This window comes from Dyella terrae, assembly GCF_004322705.1.
Classification (GTDB): domain Bacteria; phylum Pseudomonadota; class Gammaproteobacteria; order Xanthomonadales; family Rhodanobacteraceae; genus Dyella_D; species Dyella_D terrae.
The window spans coordinates 1-13,934 of record NZ_SIZZ01000004.1; the positions used below are offsets into that span (position 1 = coordinate 1).

The window sequence follows — 13,934 nt, forward strand, 5'->3', positions numbered from 1 at the left end:
ATCCACCGCAAGACGCCCACACAAGTCACCTGCGCACACTGTCAAAGATCAATCACTTGCGACCGTTTCTTCCGATCGCCCCGAAACATTTCGTCCCGGGTGAGCCGCTTACTATACATCGTCTTCCGTATCCGTCAACACCTTTCTGCGAGAATCTTTTGCTTCGTGGTGTTGCCGTCGGAAGGCGTTGGCCTGCGGCGGGGGGCGAATAATAGGTAGACCCCCACCCCTTGGCAAGCGATTTCGTGAAGATTTTTTGAAGTTTCACGTAAGCGCTTGTTCACGCTGAGAATCGAGTTTTCGGCCAGGGCGTGCCACGGCCGAAAACTCGCCGTAGTCAGCCGTTCTTGAGGAGCACGCGGGCGAAATTGCGCTTGCCCACCTGCAGCACGGCCTCGAAACCGGCCTCGAAAACGCGCTGGGCGTCTTCCACCACCTCTGTATCTATACGCACCGCCCGCTCCTTGAGCTTGCGGTTTGCCTCGGAGTTGCTGGCCGTGAGGCCGGCGGCCGTCAGCAGCGCGGGCAGGCGCAGGCCTTCGGCCGGCACCACTACCTCTGTAAGAGGAAGCAGACTCGTGTCGCCCTCCCCGCGCACCACGGCATGCCAGCCGGCGATGGCCAGCTCGGCGGCCTCGGCGCCATGGAAGCGGGCGGCCAGCTCGCGCGCCAGGCGAAGCTTGGCGTCACGCGGGTTGAGCGCCCCGCTGGCGATGTCCACCTTCATCTGGGCCAGTTCGGCCAGCGACACGTCAAAGCTAAGCAGCTCAAACCAACGCCACATCAGTTCGTCGCCGATCTTCATGGTCTTGGTGACGATGTCGATGGCCGGCTCATTGATACCAATGTAGTTGCCCAGCGACTTGGACATCTTGTTGACGCCGTCCAGGCCCTCGAGCAGCGGCATGGTCAGTACGATCTGCGGCAGCTGGCCGTGGTGCTCCTGCAGCGCGCGCCCCATCAGCAGGTTGAACTTCTGATCGGTGCCGCCCAGCTCTACGTCGCACTTGAGCGCGACGGAGTCGTAACCCTGCACCAGCGGATAGAGGAATTCGTGAATGGCGATCGGCTGCTGCGACCCATAACGCTTGGCGAAGTCGTCGCGCTCGAGCATGCGCGCCACCGTGTGCTGCGCGGCGAGCTTGATCATGTCGGCCGCCGTCATCTGGCCGAACCACTCGGAATTGAAGCGCAGCTCGGTCTTCTCGCGGTCCAGCACCTTATAGACCTGCTCGGCATACGTCTCGGCGTTGGCCAGCACGTCTTCGCGCGTCAGCGGCTTGCGCGTGACGTTCTTGCCCGTCGGATCGCCGATCATGCCGGTGAAGTCGCCGATCAGGAAAATGACCTGGTGGCCGAGATCCTGGAACTGCCGCATCTTGTTGAGCAGCACGGTATGGCCCAGGTGCAGGTCCGGCGCCGTGGGGTCGAAACCCGCCTTGATGCGGAGCGGACGACCGCTCTTAAGGCGTTCGAGCAGTTCTTCCTGCTTGATGATTTCGTCGGCGCCGCGCGCAATCGTAGCTAGCGCCTGCTCAAGCTCTTTCATGGAATCCTCAACGATTTATGTGTCTCGACAGTCGAAATTGACGATGGCTGTCACATCGGGGCGTTAATTGTGCGTTAACCGGAAAGTTCACGCAAATCATTGATGGAAAAGGCGTTGACGCCCTTTACACGGGGCCGTTATGGTACGCCCCATTATTAGAATTTGTACCGCGGGGCAACAGGGCATGGGAGAGGGAAAGCAGATTGCGCGCGCAGCGCGGAAGCAGGCTATCCGCCGCAAGGCGCAGCGTCGCCACTCTCATTTCTACGAACGCTTCTCGCACTGGTCTTTCTGCAGTCACACCGAGCATGAGCCGATTCGTTGGCATCGCGAGCGCTGGATGCTCGCCGGCACGGCCCTCCTGATCACGGCACTCTCCGGTTTCATCATTCCCGCCTGGGCCAGCGCGATGCGGCCCGATCCGACGCCCGCCGCGCACGCGATGCTGCCGCTGGCCCTGCCCAAGACCCTTCCCGAAGTCGTGCATGCCCCGACGGTCGAGGACTGGCACATCGTGCAGGTGCGTCCCGGCCAGACCCTCTCCGATATTTTCCAGAGCCAGGGCCTGAGCCTCACCGATCTTCAGCGCGTGATGGATGAAGCCGGCTCCGCAAAATCCGCACTTCACAATATCCGCCCTGGCCAGGAGTTCGATTTCCTGCTGGGCAGCGACGGCGGCCTCAAGGGCATCCGCTTCGACAAAGACGAATCGAATCGCGCCATCGTGCGCTTCGACGACGGCAATAAAGCCACCGTAACCGCGCAGGTGCGCGAGGTGGAGCGTCGCGAACACGTATCGCACGGCACGATCGACAGCTCGCTGTTTGCCGCAGGCTCCAAGGCGGGCATGAGCAGCGCGATGGTGCTCAAGCTCGCCGAACTCTTCAAATACGACATCGACTTCGTGCAAGACCTGCGCGCCGGCGACAGCTTCACCGTCATCTATGACGACGTGTATCGCGACGGCTCCTATTTGCGCGAAGGCGAAATCGTCGCCGCCGAGTTCGTGAACCAGGGCAAGCGCTACACCGCGTATCGCTTCAAGAAGGACGATGGCAACTACGGCTGGTTCAGCGAAGACGGTCGCCCGATCCAGAAGTCCTTCCTGCGCATCCCCGTCGACTTCACCCGCATCTCCTCGCAGTTCAGCGCCGCACGCATGCATCCGGTGCTCGGCCGCATGCGCGCGCACAAGGGCGTGGATTACGCCGCGCCCACGGGCACGCCGATCCATGCAGCTGGCGACGGCGTGGTGAAGTACAAGGGTTGGATGAATGGCTACGGCAACTTCGTGGTGATCCAGCACAACAGCTCCATCAGCACCGCTTATGGCCACATGTCGCGCTTCGCCAACGTCAAGCTCGGCCAGCGCGTGAGCCAGGGTGCGGTGATCGGCTTCGTCGGCATGACCGGCCTGGCCACCGGCCCGCACCTGCATTACGAATTCCGCGTCAACAACCTGCAGCGCGATCCGCAGACGGTCACCTTGCCCAAGCCCGAGCCCCTTCCGGCCGTGCAGCTGGCGAAGTTCAAGTCGACCGTAGTGCAGCCGCAGCTGGCTCGCCTCAAGGCGCTCGATGCCAACGTCAAACTGGCCCGCGTCAGCGGCGCTACGCGTAACGACGACTGAGTTCCCACAACGTGGATGATGCTTCGGCGCTGTATATCGGCCTGATTTCCGGCACCAGCGCTGACGGCATCGATGCCGCGCTGGTGCAGTTCGATCACGATCAACCACGTCTTGTCGGTGCCATCGCCCATCCGTGGCCGGCGCCGCTACGCGAACGCATCCTTGCCGTGGCACAGGATGAAACGCGGCTGGATCTGGACGCCTACGGTCGCCTCGATGTCGCCATCGGCGAGCAGTTCGCGCAAGCAACGCTCGCGCTGCTCGCGCACACCCAAACCGATCCGGCCACGGTTCGCGCCGTTGGCTCGCACGGTCAGACCTTGCGCCACCGTCCGCAAGGCGAACATCCCTTTACGCTCCAGGTGGGCGATGCCAGCGTGATCGCCGAACGCACGGGCATCGACACCGTGGCCGATTTCCGTCGTGCCGACGTGGCCGCTGGCGGACAAGGCGCGCCCTTGCTGCCGGCCGTGCATGCGATGTTGCTGGCCCAGCCAGGCCAGACGCGTGTCGTGCTCAATCTTGGCGGCATCGCCAACATCACGGTGTTGCGCGCCGATGGGCATGTGTTCGGATTCGATACCGGGCCGGCCAATGGCCTGATGGATGCGTGGTGCCTGCGCCATCTCGGCGAAGGTTTTGATCGCGACGGCGCGTTCGCGCGACAGGGTCGCGTTGACGCCGCCTTGCTCGATGCGCTGCTGGCCGACAGCTATTTTGCTGCCCTACCGCCCAAGAGCACGGGACGCGAACACTTCCATCTCCACTGGTTCGACGCGCACCCGCGCGTGGCCGAACTCTCGCCGGAGGATGCACAAGCGACGCTGCTCGAGCTGTCTGCGTGGACTGTCGCTGATGCCATCCGTCAGCACGCGGCCGATGCGCGGGACGTCCTCGCCTGCGGCGGTGGCGTCCATAACGCTGCGCTCATGCAGCGCCTCGGCGAATTGCTTGCGCCAGCAAACGTGCTGAGCACGGCGCGGTTCGGCGTCGATCCGGATTTCCTTGAGGCCACGGCCTTTGCGTGGCTCGCGCGGCAACGGCTGCTGGGTCTTCCCGGCAATCTGCCCGCCGTGACGGGCGCACGCGGCCCTCGCGTGCTCGGCGCGGTGTATCCGGCGCCCCGGGCCTAAGCGCCCAGCGTATCGTCCAGTCCCAGGTTGGCCGGCGCCAGCTGCGTCGGTCGCGCCAGCGACAACGCCTGGATGGCTTCCTGGAAAACGGCTTTCTCCTTCGCGTCCCACTGCCCGGCCAGCACCGTAAGCTCGCCGGGATCGAGCATGGTTTCAGCAAAGATGTTGCCCGAGCTCATGCCCAGGCCGTGGCGCAGTGCATGCAGCACCACGTCGTTGATCGACCACTGCCGCTCCTTGGCCAGCTGCTTGATGCGCTCGGCCATGAGGCTGTCGATGTGACGAATGACGATGTCCGGCACAGCGCTCGCTCCGACTAATCACGCATGGGCCCCTGTGCGAGGGATGGTGACGGTGCGGTTACGGCGGCGCAAGTCGGCCGTTTGGCTGAATCTGCGGGCTGTTTGGCAGTCTGGAGGCGCAAGGACGCATGAGTTTGCGAAAGCGTGAAGTGCGCCGGCGAGGTCGCGTGAGGGCTGCGACGCAAGAGGGGCCATCGCGGGCCCCTTTCGTGGACATCGCGAACGCTAGGACGCCAGCCGCTCGGCTTCCTTGCTCCGATGGAAGCGCCACAGGGCGGCGTACAGAAGGCTGGCCGGAATGAGGGCTACCACCGTCAGCACAAAGAACCCGCTGTATCCGGCAGCCGTGGCGATGCCGCCCGCGAAAAAGCCCAGCACCTTGCCCGGCAGGTTCACCAGGGAGCTAAGCAACGCGTACTGCGTGGCCGTGTGCTGCCGGTTCACCAGCGATGAAAGGAACGCCACCGTCGGCGGCCCCAGCACGCCCAGCGTAAAGTTCTCGCAGGAGATCACCAGCGTGAGCACCATCAGATTGCCGGGGTGGACCATCAGCCACAGATAGAGCAGGTTGCTGCAGCCGCAGATCACCATGGCCGCCCCCAGCGTGCGCCAGGCACCGAAGCGGGCCACGGCGGCACCGCCGACGAACACACCGGCAATGCCGATCCAGACGCCATAGATCTTGGTCACCGCGCCAATCTGCGTCTTGGTGAAACCCATGTCACGGTAGAACGGGCTCATGACGCCACCGATCGTGGCCTGCTCGGGAATCTTGAACAGCAGAATGAACAGCAGCGTCAGCCCGGCGATCCACCAGCCATAGCGCCGGAAGAAATCCGTAAACGGATCGACCACCGCCTCGCGCATGGCCTCGCCCCAGCCCTGTGGACGCACGCGAATTACATCAGGCTCACGCGCGACCAGCGTCACGGCCATCGGCACCAGCATGGAGAAGGCCATGATCAGGTAGACGACGTGCCAGGGAAGGTGATCGGCCAGGATCAGCGCCACGGCGCCGGCAAGGAGCAGACCCAGTCGATAGCCCAGGGCGTACGTCGCCACCAGCGCGCCCTGCGCTTCCACGGGCGCAATCTCGATGCGATAGGCATCGACCGCGATGTCCTGCGTCGCGCCGAAAAACGCCACCAAAAGGGTCACCGCCACGAAAGGCGCCAGCTGCACCGGCGTAAGCACGGCCATGGCCAGCAAGCCGATGGCGACGCAAATCTGTGAAAACAACAACCAGCCCCGGCGTTGCCCGAGGCGTCGGAAACCCGGCAATTGCCAGTGGTCGAGCAAGGGCGCCCACATGAACTTGAACGCGTAGGTCATGCCCGCGCTCGCGATCATGGTGATGTCCTTCAGGTCGATGCCCTTTTCCTTCAACCAGAAGGCCAGGGTACCGGCCACCAGCAAGAACGGCAGGCCAGAGGAAAAACCCAGCAGGCACATCGTCCACGCCGCTGGCTGCGAAAACGCCTTCCAGACCGAAACGCGAGCGGGCTTGGGCGTATCGGCGCTGACCTCAGTCGGCATAGTCCACCGTGTAGGGCGCATGGTCGGAGAAACGCTCGTCGCGATACACCGAGCAATGCTTCAGGCGCTCGCGCAGCGACGGCGACACCACCTGGTAATCGATGCGCCAACCCACGTTGTTCTCTCGCGCGCGGCCGCGGTTGGACCACCACGTGTACTCGACATCGTCCGCGCCGCGGATGGCGCGGAAACTGTCCACCCAGCCGCGCTGCTGGAACAGCAGGTCCAGCCAGGCGCGCTCTTCGGGCAGGCAGCCGGAGTTCTTCTGGTTCGAGGTCCAGTTCTTGATGTCGTTCCTGGTGTGGACGATGTTCCAGTCCCCGCAGATCACGTAGTCGCGGCCGCTTTCGAGCCATTCCTGGAAGATCGGCGTGATCCAGTCCATCACCTTGAACTTGAACTGCTGACGCTCATCGCCGGACGAACCCGACGGCACATAGAGCGACACCACGCTGAGCTTGCCGAAACGCGCTTCGATGTAACGCCCTTCGTTGTCGAACTCGTCCCAGCCCAGCGAGGTGATCACCTGGTCGGGTTCGCGCCTGGCGTAAATCGCCACGCCGCTGTAGCCCTTCTTGCTGGTCGCATCGCGATAGAAGCAATGGTGGCCATCCGGGCGAAACATCGGATCGCTGAGCTGGTCTTCCTGCGCCTTGGTTTCCTGCAGGCAGACCACGTCGGCCTTCTGCGCACGCAACCACTCGAAGACGCCCTTGTTGGCGGCGGATCGGATGCCATTGGCGTTCAAGCTGATGATGCGCATGGTGAATTCCTGGTGGGGTGCGCCATCATAGCAACCATGTCCACACTCGCCTTCCCGATTGTCGTGGCCATCGTGACGCCGGACATCCGGGCGGCGGTGCTCGCACTGAGCGTGCGCCCGGAGCAGGCCGCGTTCGTCGGGCCGGTGCAGGTCTCCCTGCTCGATGCCGAGCAATGCGCGGGGAGCACGCCGATGGCGATTCTCCGCGACGGCGTGCCGATCGGTTACTACCGCATCGAACATGCGGCCAGCAGCGTGGTCGACCGGGACTTCGAGGTTCCCTCGATCGGCCTGCGCTCCTTTTTCATCGATACCGCCTGGCAGGGGCGTGGTCTGGGCCAGCCTGTGATGACGGCACTGATCCGCGACATGGCCACACGCCACCACGAGGCGCGCCAGGTGGTGCTGACCGTGAATTGCCGCAATACCGCCGCGCTGGCGCTCTATTGTCGAGCCGGCTTCGTCCAGCACGGGGGGCTGTACCATGGTGGCCGCGCCGGGCCGCAACACGTGCTCGTGCGTCCCCTTCCCTGACCGACCGCCAGCGAGACCTCCCGTGCACGACTACCAGCGCGACTTCATCGATCTGACCCTGCAGCGCGACGTGCTGCGCTTTGGCGAATTCACGCTCAAGTCCGGCCGGCTGAGCCCGTACTTCTTCAATATGGGCCGCATCGACACGGGTGCCGCACTGGCCCGGCTGGGTCGCGCCTATGCTTCTGCCCTGGTCAATTCGGGCCTGCAGATCGACATGCTGTTCGGGCCAGCCTACAAGGGCATTCCACTCGCGGCGGCCACGGCCATCGCCCTGGCCGACGAGCACGGCCGCGACCTGCCCTGGGCCTACAACCGCAAGGAAGCCAAGGACCACGGCGAGGGTGGCGTGCTGGTGGGCGCTCCGCTGACGGGCCGCGTGCTGATCGTCGACGATGTGATGACCGCCGGCACCGCGGTGCGCGAATCGCTGGCGCTGATCCGCGCCCAGGGCGCTACGCCCGCCGGCGTGCTGATCGCGCTCGACCGCCAGGAGCGCGGCCAGGGCGCGCTGTCCGCGGCCCAGGAAGTCACCGCCGATTACGGCATCCCGGTCATCGCGATTACCAGCCTGACCGATGTCATGGCCTATACCGGCGAGCGGCCCGACCTGGCCGATCATTACGCTCGCCTGCTGGCCTATCGGGATACCTATGGCGTGACCGCATGAGCAAGCCACATCAAATGGGGACCGGCGTCACACCAACATCGGTGACGGCGACTGACCCCGGGACAGCGAAGGCTATACTTCGCCCTTCAAGGGGGAAGTCCATGCGCAAAACCGTTTCGATAATCGCTGGCGTGGCGATGATGGCCTGCATGGCCGCACACGCCTTTCCGAGCAAAACTTCGCCAAGTTCCCTTCGCTACAAATGGCATGACAGCCAGGGAAACCTGCATTTCAGCGACAGCCTGACGACGGACGCCATCAAGAACGGCTATGACATCGTCAATGACCGCGGCATCGTGGTGCGGCACATCGATCGCACGCTCAACGCCGAGGAAAAGGTCGAAGCCAAGAAGCAGGCCGATGCCCTCGCCGCGCAGCAGCGCTCGGCCCAGGAGCAGGTGCGCAGCGATTCGCAGATGTTGTCCGCCTATCCGAACGAAGATGCCTATCGCGCCGTGCTCAGGCAGGAACTGGACAATATCGACCAGCAGATCAACACCACGCAGATCAACCTGCGCAGCCAGGAGAAGGCACTGACCGACCTGCTCGGCCGCGCCGGCGACCTGGAGCGCGCCAAGCAGCCGGTGCCGAAATACCTCACCGACTCCATTGCCAAGCAACGCGGCGTGGTCGCCAACCAGCGCACGACGCTGGAGCGCCAGCAGGACAATCGCGACGCCACCGCGAAGCGGATGGAGCTGCAGTTGCGGCACTATCGGGATCTGAAGGCGGCGCAGGGGAAGTGAGTTGGCCCGCGTTGCGGGCTGTGAAGGGTTAAACGGTGAACGGTGAACAGAAAAAGCGCGCTCCACAGGGTGCGCTTTTTTGCTATCGGATTCCGTGGCATTACCCAAAGAAAAAGCGCCCTTCAAAGAAGCGCGCTTTTCTCCGTTCACCTTTTACTGTTCACAGCCCACGCAGTGGGCGGCCCCACCGCCTCAAAACGGCAGCTTCAACCCCGCATCCACCTTCAGCAACTGCTCGCGGAACACGCCCTGGATGCGCTTGAGCGCCTCGTTGTTGTCCGCATCGAAACGCAGCACGAGGATCGGCGTGGTGTTGGACGGACGGACCAGGCCCCAACCATCCGGCCAGTCGGCGCGAACGCCGTCGATGGTGGTGAGGGCGGCGTCGCCGAAGGTCGCCACCTGGCGGAATTTCTCGATGAACTTGTAGTGCTCACCTTCGGCCATTTCGATCTTCAGTTCGGGTGTCGACACGCCCTTCGGGCAGGTCGCAAAGATCTGCTCGGGCGTGCGCTCTTCGAGGTCGCCTGCCAGGATTTCCAGCAGTCGCGCACCGGCATAGATGCCGTCGTCGAAGCCGTACCAGCGCTCCTTGAAGAAGAAGTGGCCGCTCATCTCGCCAGCCAGCTCCGCGCCGGTTTCGCGCATCTTCGCTTTGATCAGCGAGTGCCCGGTGCGCCACATCAACGGGCTGCCGCCGGCATCGAGGATCTGGCCCTTGAGGTGGCCCGTGCACTTCACGTCATAAATGATCGTGGCGCCCGGCTGGCGGGACAGCACATCGCGCGCGAAGAGCATGAGCGTGCGGTCCGGGAAGATGATCTCGCCTTCCTTGGTGACCACGCCCAGGCGATCGCCGTCGCCGTCGAACGCCACGCCGAGATCGGCGCCGGTGCTCTTCACGGCAAGGATCAGATCTTCGAGGTTGTGCGGATCGGACGGGTCCGGGTGATGGTTCGGGAAGGTGCCATCGACCTCGCAATACAGCTGGATGACTTCGCAGCCAATGCCTTCGAGCACCTTCGGCGCCACGGCACCCGGGATGCCGTTGCCGCAATCGACCACGATCTTCATCGGGCGCTCGGCCTGCACGTCGGAGGTGATGCGGTCAATGTAATCGGGCACCACGTCGATCTGACGGATCTTGCCCTTGCCACCGCGCTCAAGCGCGTTGTTGGCGATGCGGTGATAGAGATCCTGAATCGCGCCTTCGGAGAGCGTCTCGCCGCCAACGACAATCTTGAAGCCGTTGTAGTCCGGCGGATTGTGGCTGCCGGTCACGGCCACGCCGCTGCCTGTGTTGAAGCGGTAAGCGGCGTAATAAACGACCGGCGTCGGCACTGCGCCGACGTCGATCACGTCGATGCCCGCTTCGCGCAGGCCATCGGACAGGGCGCCAGCGAGCTCGGGGCCCGACAGGCGACCGTCGCGGCCCACGATGATTTCAGAGAGGCCCTTCTCGCGCATCACGGTGCCGATGGCCTGGCCGAGCAGCCGCGCTACGTCAGCCGTGAGTGACTTGCCCACCACGCCGCGCACGTCATAGGCGCGGAAAATGGTCGGGTCGACCTGCACAGGTGCGGGCGGTGCCACGGCGGGCTTGGCCTTGGGCGTCTGGGCCGGCGTTGCCGGTTCCGGGGTGTTCTCAATCAGGTCGGACAAAATCGGTTCCTCGGGTTGAATCCTGGCGCCACGGGGGTGGGCGCGCATCCATAACAAATAGCCACCGCCTGCCAGGCACAGCAATGCCACCAATGCATCGAGCCACCACGTACGCGGCACGACGATATAGGCGCCAGGGAGCGCTGCCACAATAGTCAGCGTGCTTCCCGCAACCTGCTTACCGACATTTTCGCTCAAGGCCGATGACGAACCATTGGCCAACAGGCGCAGATCGGTGCGGTCATCGCCTTGCCGAAGTTCCAGTCTGCCCCCCTCAGGCGGAATGGATTCGAAACGCTGCTTCACGCCCTCGAACGGCAACTCGAACCACGCCCACGCCTGAGGCCTCTGCGCCTGTCCCACAGGCAACACCAGGGTCAGCCGGCGCTCGCCATCGCGTGCCACGACTGACTGAGCCAGGGTGGCACCGTCAGCCGATTGCGCCGCCATCAGCTGAGCCGCCTTGGCATAGCCGAAATCGCGGAAATTCGCGTGAAGCACCTCGTCAAGCGAGCCGGAGTAGAACTCCAGCACCTTCACTTGCGGGAGGCGTCCGCGCAGGCTGTCGGCCGTTTCCCTGGGCGTTGTCTGGATGGTGTGCGGATCGAGGCCACCGAGGGCACTCATCAGCGCGACGCGCTGCTGGGCGATCTCACCGGCGATGGCCTGGGCAGCCTGATCCTGCGCGTGGTGCACGCGTGCGTTGGCGTCGTTTTCGTCGAACACCATCCATGTCTGCCAGAGCCCGAATAGTCCGACCATCACAAGCAAGGTTCCGAGCGCGAGCATGATCAGCCCGCGCACATCGACCTGCCTGCCCAGCCGCCCCCTCGTGGAGTCTTTTGCCATGCCCTGTCCCCTACAGGTCGAATCTCGTTAGTTGACGCCAGTCGAACCGAAACCGCCCTCACCCCTCTGCGAGGGCGCGAATTCGCTGACGACCTTGAGCCGCGCCTGACCCACCGGCACCAGCAGCAGTTGGGCGATGCGGTCGCCCACCGCCACGGTGTACGGCTGCTGGCCGCGGTTCCAGCAGGAAATCATCAATGGGCCCTGGTAGTCGGCGTCGATGACACCTACCAGATTGCCCATCACCAGTCCGTGCTTATGCCCGAGCCCTGAACGCGGCACGATCAGCGCGCACCAGCCCGGATCGCCGATATGGATGGAGATGCCGCTGGCGACCAGCGCGCTTTCCCCGGGCGCCAGCGTCAGAGGCTCGTGGATGGCCGCGCGCAGGTCCATGCCGGCGCTGCCGATGGTCGCCGCCTCGGGCAGCGGGATCGAGTCACCCAGTCGGGCATCCAGGATTTTCAGTTCCACGTCGACCACGGCGCGACCGGTCATGCACGCACCGCCTGGTAACGCTCGGCCACCTGGGCCACCAGCTGGCGCGCCAGCTCATCCTTGTTCGCACGCGCCAGGGACAGCGAACCGCCGGGCCAGAAGAGTTGCAGGGCGTTGTCGGCGGCTTCGAAACCGAGGCCACCGCCCACCTGGTTGGCGGCGATCATGTCCAGTCCTTTACGTTTGAGCTTGTCTTGGGCGTAAGCCGCTACATCATGCGTTTCCGCGGCGAATCCGACCAAGAAGGGATGCACGGTTTGAGCAGAAAGACTGCCCAATATGTCCGGATTCTCGGCCAGCTGCAGGGTCAGGTCGGCCCCGGCCTGCTTTTTGATCTTGTGATCGGCCACTTCGGCCGGGCGGTAATCGCCCACGGCGGCGGCGGCGATGTAGATCTGGGCGTCCTGGGACGCCGCCAGCACCGCGGCATGCATCTGGGCCGCGCTGCGGACGTCGACACGCTGGCGAAGACCAGCCGGTGACGGCAGACCGACCGGGCCGGCGATCAGGGTCACCTGGGCACCGGCATGCACGGCCGCCTCGGCGACGGCGAAACCCATCTTGCCGGAGCTGCGGTTGCCGATGAAGCGGACCGGATCGATGTCTTCGTAAGTCGGGCCGGCGCTGACGACCACCTTGAGGCCGCGCAGGGCACCGTTGCCGAAGGAGTCGACCAGCGCCTGGCGCATCTCGTGCGGTTCAAGCATGCGGCCGGAGCCGATATCCCCGCAGGCCTGGTCACCCGAGGCCGGGCCCAGCACGTGCACGCCACGGCGGCGCAGCGTATCCATGTTTTCTTGCACGGCCTGATGGGCCCACATCTGCTGGTTCATCGCGGGCGCCACAAACAACGGGGCGCCGCTGGCCAGGCACAGCGTGGTCAGCAGGTCATTGGCCATGCCGTGGGCAAGGCGGGAAATCAGATCGGCGCTGGCCGGCGCGATGATGATGCGCTCGGCCCAGCGCGCCAGCTCGATATGGCCCATGGCCATTTCGGCCTGCTCGTCCCACAGGCTGACGCGCACAGCCTGACCGGAAAGGGCCTGGAACGTGGTAGCGCTGACAAAGTGGGTCGCGCTTTCGGTCATCACCACGCGCACTTCGGCGCCCAGGTCACGGAGGCGGCGGACCAGCTCACAGGACTTGTAGGCGGCGATGCCGCCGGACACGCCCAGCAGGATGCGTCGGTTGGAAAGCTGCATATCGGACCGGCCTTACAAACGTGCGGAGCGGTAGCTTACCGGATTCATGTTCAGGCACTGATGCACGCCCGGAACCCGCCTTGCCATGCTGGACGGATGAGCATCCGAGACTGGCCCGAGGGGCAACGCCCGCGCGAAAAACTGATCGCCCGCGGTCCCTCGGCCCTGTCGGATGCCGAGCTCATGGCTGTCATGCTGGGCAGTGGCGTGCGCGGCATGGACGCGATCGCCCTGGGACGCGAGCTCATCACGCAGGCCGGCGGCCTGCACGCCCTGTTTGCGCAGCCGGAGGCCCTTCCCCGCGTCACCGGCCTGGGGCCGGCCAAGCGGGCACGATTGATCGCGTCGCTCGAACTGGCGCGCCGTTCGCTGGCCGAGCAACTGACCCGTGGCGACCCGCTCACCAGCCCGCAGGCCAGCGCCACCTTCCTGCGCGCGCAGTTGCGACACCTTCCCTATGAAGTCTTCGCCTGCCTCTTCCTCGACAACCGACATCGCGTGCTGGCCTTCGAAGAGATGTTCCGCGGGACCGTCAACAGCGCCAGCGTCCATCCCCGCGAAGTCGTCCGCGCCTGCCTGCGTCACAACGCCTGTGCGGTGATCCTGGCCCACAACCATCCTTCGGGCGTCGCAGAACCCAGCGCCGCCGATCGCAGCATCACGAAGGAACTGGTCCAGGCATTGGGCCTCGTGGACGTCCGGGTGCTCGATCACTTCGTCATCGGATCCGGCGACCCGGTATCGATGGCCGAACGCGGGTGGGTGTGAGTCGGCGCGCCGTGGGGCCGCTCGCTGCGCTCGCTGTGAATTCGCGCCTGCGGCGCTGTGAACGGTAAACGGAGAAAAGCAAAGCTCACGGT

Annotated in this window: 13 protein-coding genes; 6 read left to right on the top strand and 7 right to left on the bottom strand. The window is 64.5% G+C overall.

Going from position 1 to position 13,934, the window contains the following annotated elements:
* Positions 1-337: 337 nt before the first annotated feature.
* A complete protein-coding gene (tyrS, locus tag EYV96_RS17420) occupies positions 338-1,549 on the bottom strand; it encodes a tyrosine--tRNA ligase (RefSeq protein WP_131152873.1) in 1,212 nt (403 codons plus the stop codon).
* Positions 1,550-1,733: 184 nt separating this feature from the next.
* Between tyrS and EYV96_RS17425 the strand changes: the two genes are divergently transcribed.
* On the top strand, positions 1,734-3,179 hold the full coding sequence (locus EYV96_RS17425) for an OapA family protein (RefSeq protein ID WP_131152874.1): 1,446 nt from the start codon (positions 1,734-1,736) through the stop codon (positions 3,177-3,179).
* Positions 3,180-3,190: 11 nt separating this feature from the next.
* A complete protein-coding gene (locus EYV96_RS17430; protein ID WP_131152875.1) occupies positions 3,191-4,312 on the top strand; it encodes an anhydro-N-acetylmuramic acid kinase in 1,122 nt (373 codons plus the stop codon).
* On the opposite strand, the gene EYV96_RS17435 is transcribed toward EYV96_RS17430, so the two are convergent.
* From EYV96_RS17435 to EYV96_RS17445, 3 genes are all read right to left on the bottom strand, one after another.
* The gene (locus tag EYV96_RS17435) at positions 4,309-4,614 is read right to left on the bottom strand and encodes a hypothetical protein (RefSeq protein ID WP_131152876.1); all 306 of its coding nucleotides are present in this window, start codon (positions 4,612-4,614) and stop codon (positions 4,309-4,311) included. The genes EYV96_RS17430 and EYV96_RS17435 overlap by 4 nt on opposite strands.
* A 225-nt stretch (positions 4,615-4,839) precedes the next feature.
* Positions 4,840-6,150 carry an AmpG family muropeptide MFS transporter gene (locus EYV96_RS17440; protein ID WP_425478756.1) on the bottom strand — a complete coding sequence of 437 codons (1,311 nt, stop codon included), beginning with the start codon at positions 6,148-6,150 and terminating at the stop codon, positions 4,840-4,842.
* Positions 6,140-6,913 carry an exodeoxyribonuclease III gene (locus EYV96_RS17445; protein WP_131152877.1) on the bottom strand — a complete coding sequence of 258 codons (774 nt, stop codon included), beginning with the start codon at positions 6,911-6,913 and terminating at the stop codon, positions 6,140-6,142. Before EYV96_RS17445 ends, EYV96_RS17440 begins: the two co-directional genes overlap by 11 nt.
* 36 nt (positions 6,914-6,949) lie before the next feature.
* Here EYV96_RS17445 and EYV96_RS17450 point away from each other — a divergent pair, with 36 nt between their 5' ends.
* From EYV96_RS17450 to EYV96_RS17460, 3 genes are all read left to right on the top strand, one after another.
* On the top strand, positions 6,950-7,447 hold the full coding sequence (locus EYV96_RS17450; RefSeq protein WP_131152878.1) for a GNAT family N-acetyltransferase: 498 nt from the start codon (positions 6,950-6,952) through the stop codon (positions 7,445-7,447).
* 22 nt (positions 7,448-7,469) lie between these two features.
* Positions 7,470-8,117: an orotate phosphoribosyltransferase gene (gene pyrE / locus EYV96_RS17455; protein WP_131152879.1), complete on the top strand. Its 648-nt coding sequence runs from the start codon at positions 7,470-7,472 to the stop codon at positions 8,115-8,117.
* Between the two features lie 101 nt (positions 8,118-8,218).
* Positions 8,219-8,863, top strand: coding sequence for a DUF4124 domain-containing protein (locus EYV96_RS17460; RefSeq protein WP_131152880.1), 645 nt, complete (start codon positions 8,219-8,221; stop codon positions 8,861-8,863).
* A 192-nt stretch (positions 8,864-9,055) separates the two neighbouring features.
* Here EYV96_RS17460 and EYV96_RS17465 read toward each other — a convergent pair whose 3' ends face one another.
* Genes EYV96_RS17465 through coaBC form a run of 3 tightly spaced genes read right to left on the bottom strand, consistent with a single transcriptional unit; the run spans position 9,056 to position 13,074 of the window.
* Complete coding sequence (locus EYV96_RS17465; RefSeq protein ID WP_131152881.1) at positions 9,056-11,374, bottom strand: phosphomannomutase/phosphoglucomutase; 2,319 nt, start codon at positions 11,372-11,374, stop codon at positions 9,056-9,058.
* 27 nt (positions 11,375-11,401) lie between these two features.
* The gene (dut, locus tag EYV96_RS17470; RefSeq protein WP_131153082.1) at positions 11,402-11,857 is read right to left on the bottom strand and encodes a dUTP diphosphatase; all 456 of its coding nucleotides are present in this window, start codon (positions 11,855-11,857) and stop codon (positions 11,402-11,404) included.
* An 11-nt stretch (positions 11,858-11,868) separates the two neighbouring features.
* Positions 11,869-13,074, bottom strand: coding sequence for a bifunctional phosphopantothenoylcysteine decarboxylase/phosphopantothenate--cysteine ligase CoaBC (coaBC, locus tag EYV96_RS17475; RefSeq protein WP_131152882.1), 1,206 nt, complete (start codon positions 13,072-13,074; stop codon positions 11,869-11,871).
* A 96-nt stretch (positions 13,075-13,170) separates the two neighbouring features.
* Between coaBC and radC the strand changes: the two genes are divergently transcribed.
* On the top strand, positions 13,171-13,842 hold the full coding sequence (radC, locus tag EYV96_RS17480; RefSeq protein WP_131152883.1) for a RadC family protein: 672 nt from the start codon (positions 13,171-13,173) through the stop codon (positions 13,840-13,842).
* The last annotated feature ends 92 nt before the right edge of the window (positions 13,843-13,934 follow it).

Bases quoted from the DNA above. Each gene is read 5' to 3' on its own strand.
- EYV96_RS17450 (WP_131152878.1), top strand. From the start codon at position 6,950: ATGTCCACACTCGCCTTCCCGATTGTCGTGGCCATCGTGACGCCGGAC.
- EYV96_RS17440 (WP_425478756.1), bottom strand. From the start codon at position 6,150: ATGCCGACTGAGGTCAGCGCCGATACGCCCAAGCCCGCTCGCGTTTCG.
- EYV96_RS17445 (WP_131152877.1), bottom strand. From the start codon at position 6,913: ATGCGCATCATCAGCTTGAACGCCAATGGCATCCGATCCGCCGCCAAC.
- EYV96_RS17425 (WP_131152874.1), top strand. From the start codon at position 1,734: ATGGGAGAGGGAAAGCAGATTGCGCGCGCAGCGCGGAAGCAGGCTATC.
- coaBC (WP_131152882.1), bottom strand. From the start codon at position 13,074: ATGCAGCTTTCCAACCGACGCATCCTGCTGGGCGTGTCCGGCGGCATC.
- EYV96_RS17465 (WP_131152881.1), bottom strand. From the start codon at position 11,374: ATGGCAAAAGACTCCACGAGGGGGCGGCTGGGCAGGCAGGTCGATGTG.
- EYV96_RS17460 (WP_131152880.1), top strand. From the start codon at position 8,219: ATGCGCAAAACCGTTTCGATAATCGCTGGCGTGGCGATGATGGCCTGC.
- radC (WP_131152883.1), top strand. From the start codon at position 13,171: ATGAGCATCCGAGACTGGCCCGAGGGGCAACGCCCGCGCGAAAAACTG.
- tyrS (WP_131152873.1), bottom strand. From the start codon at position 1,549: ATGAAAGAGCTTGAGCAGGCGCTAGCTACGATTGCGCGCGGCGCCGAC.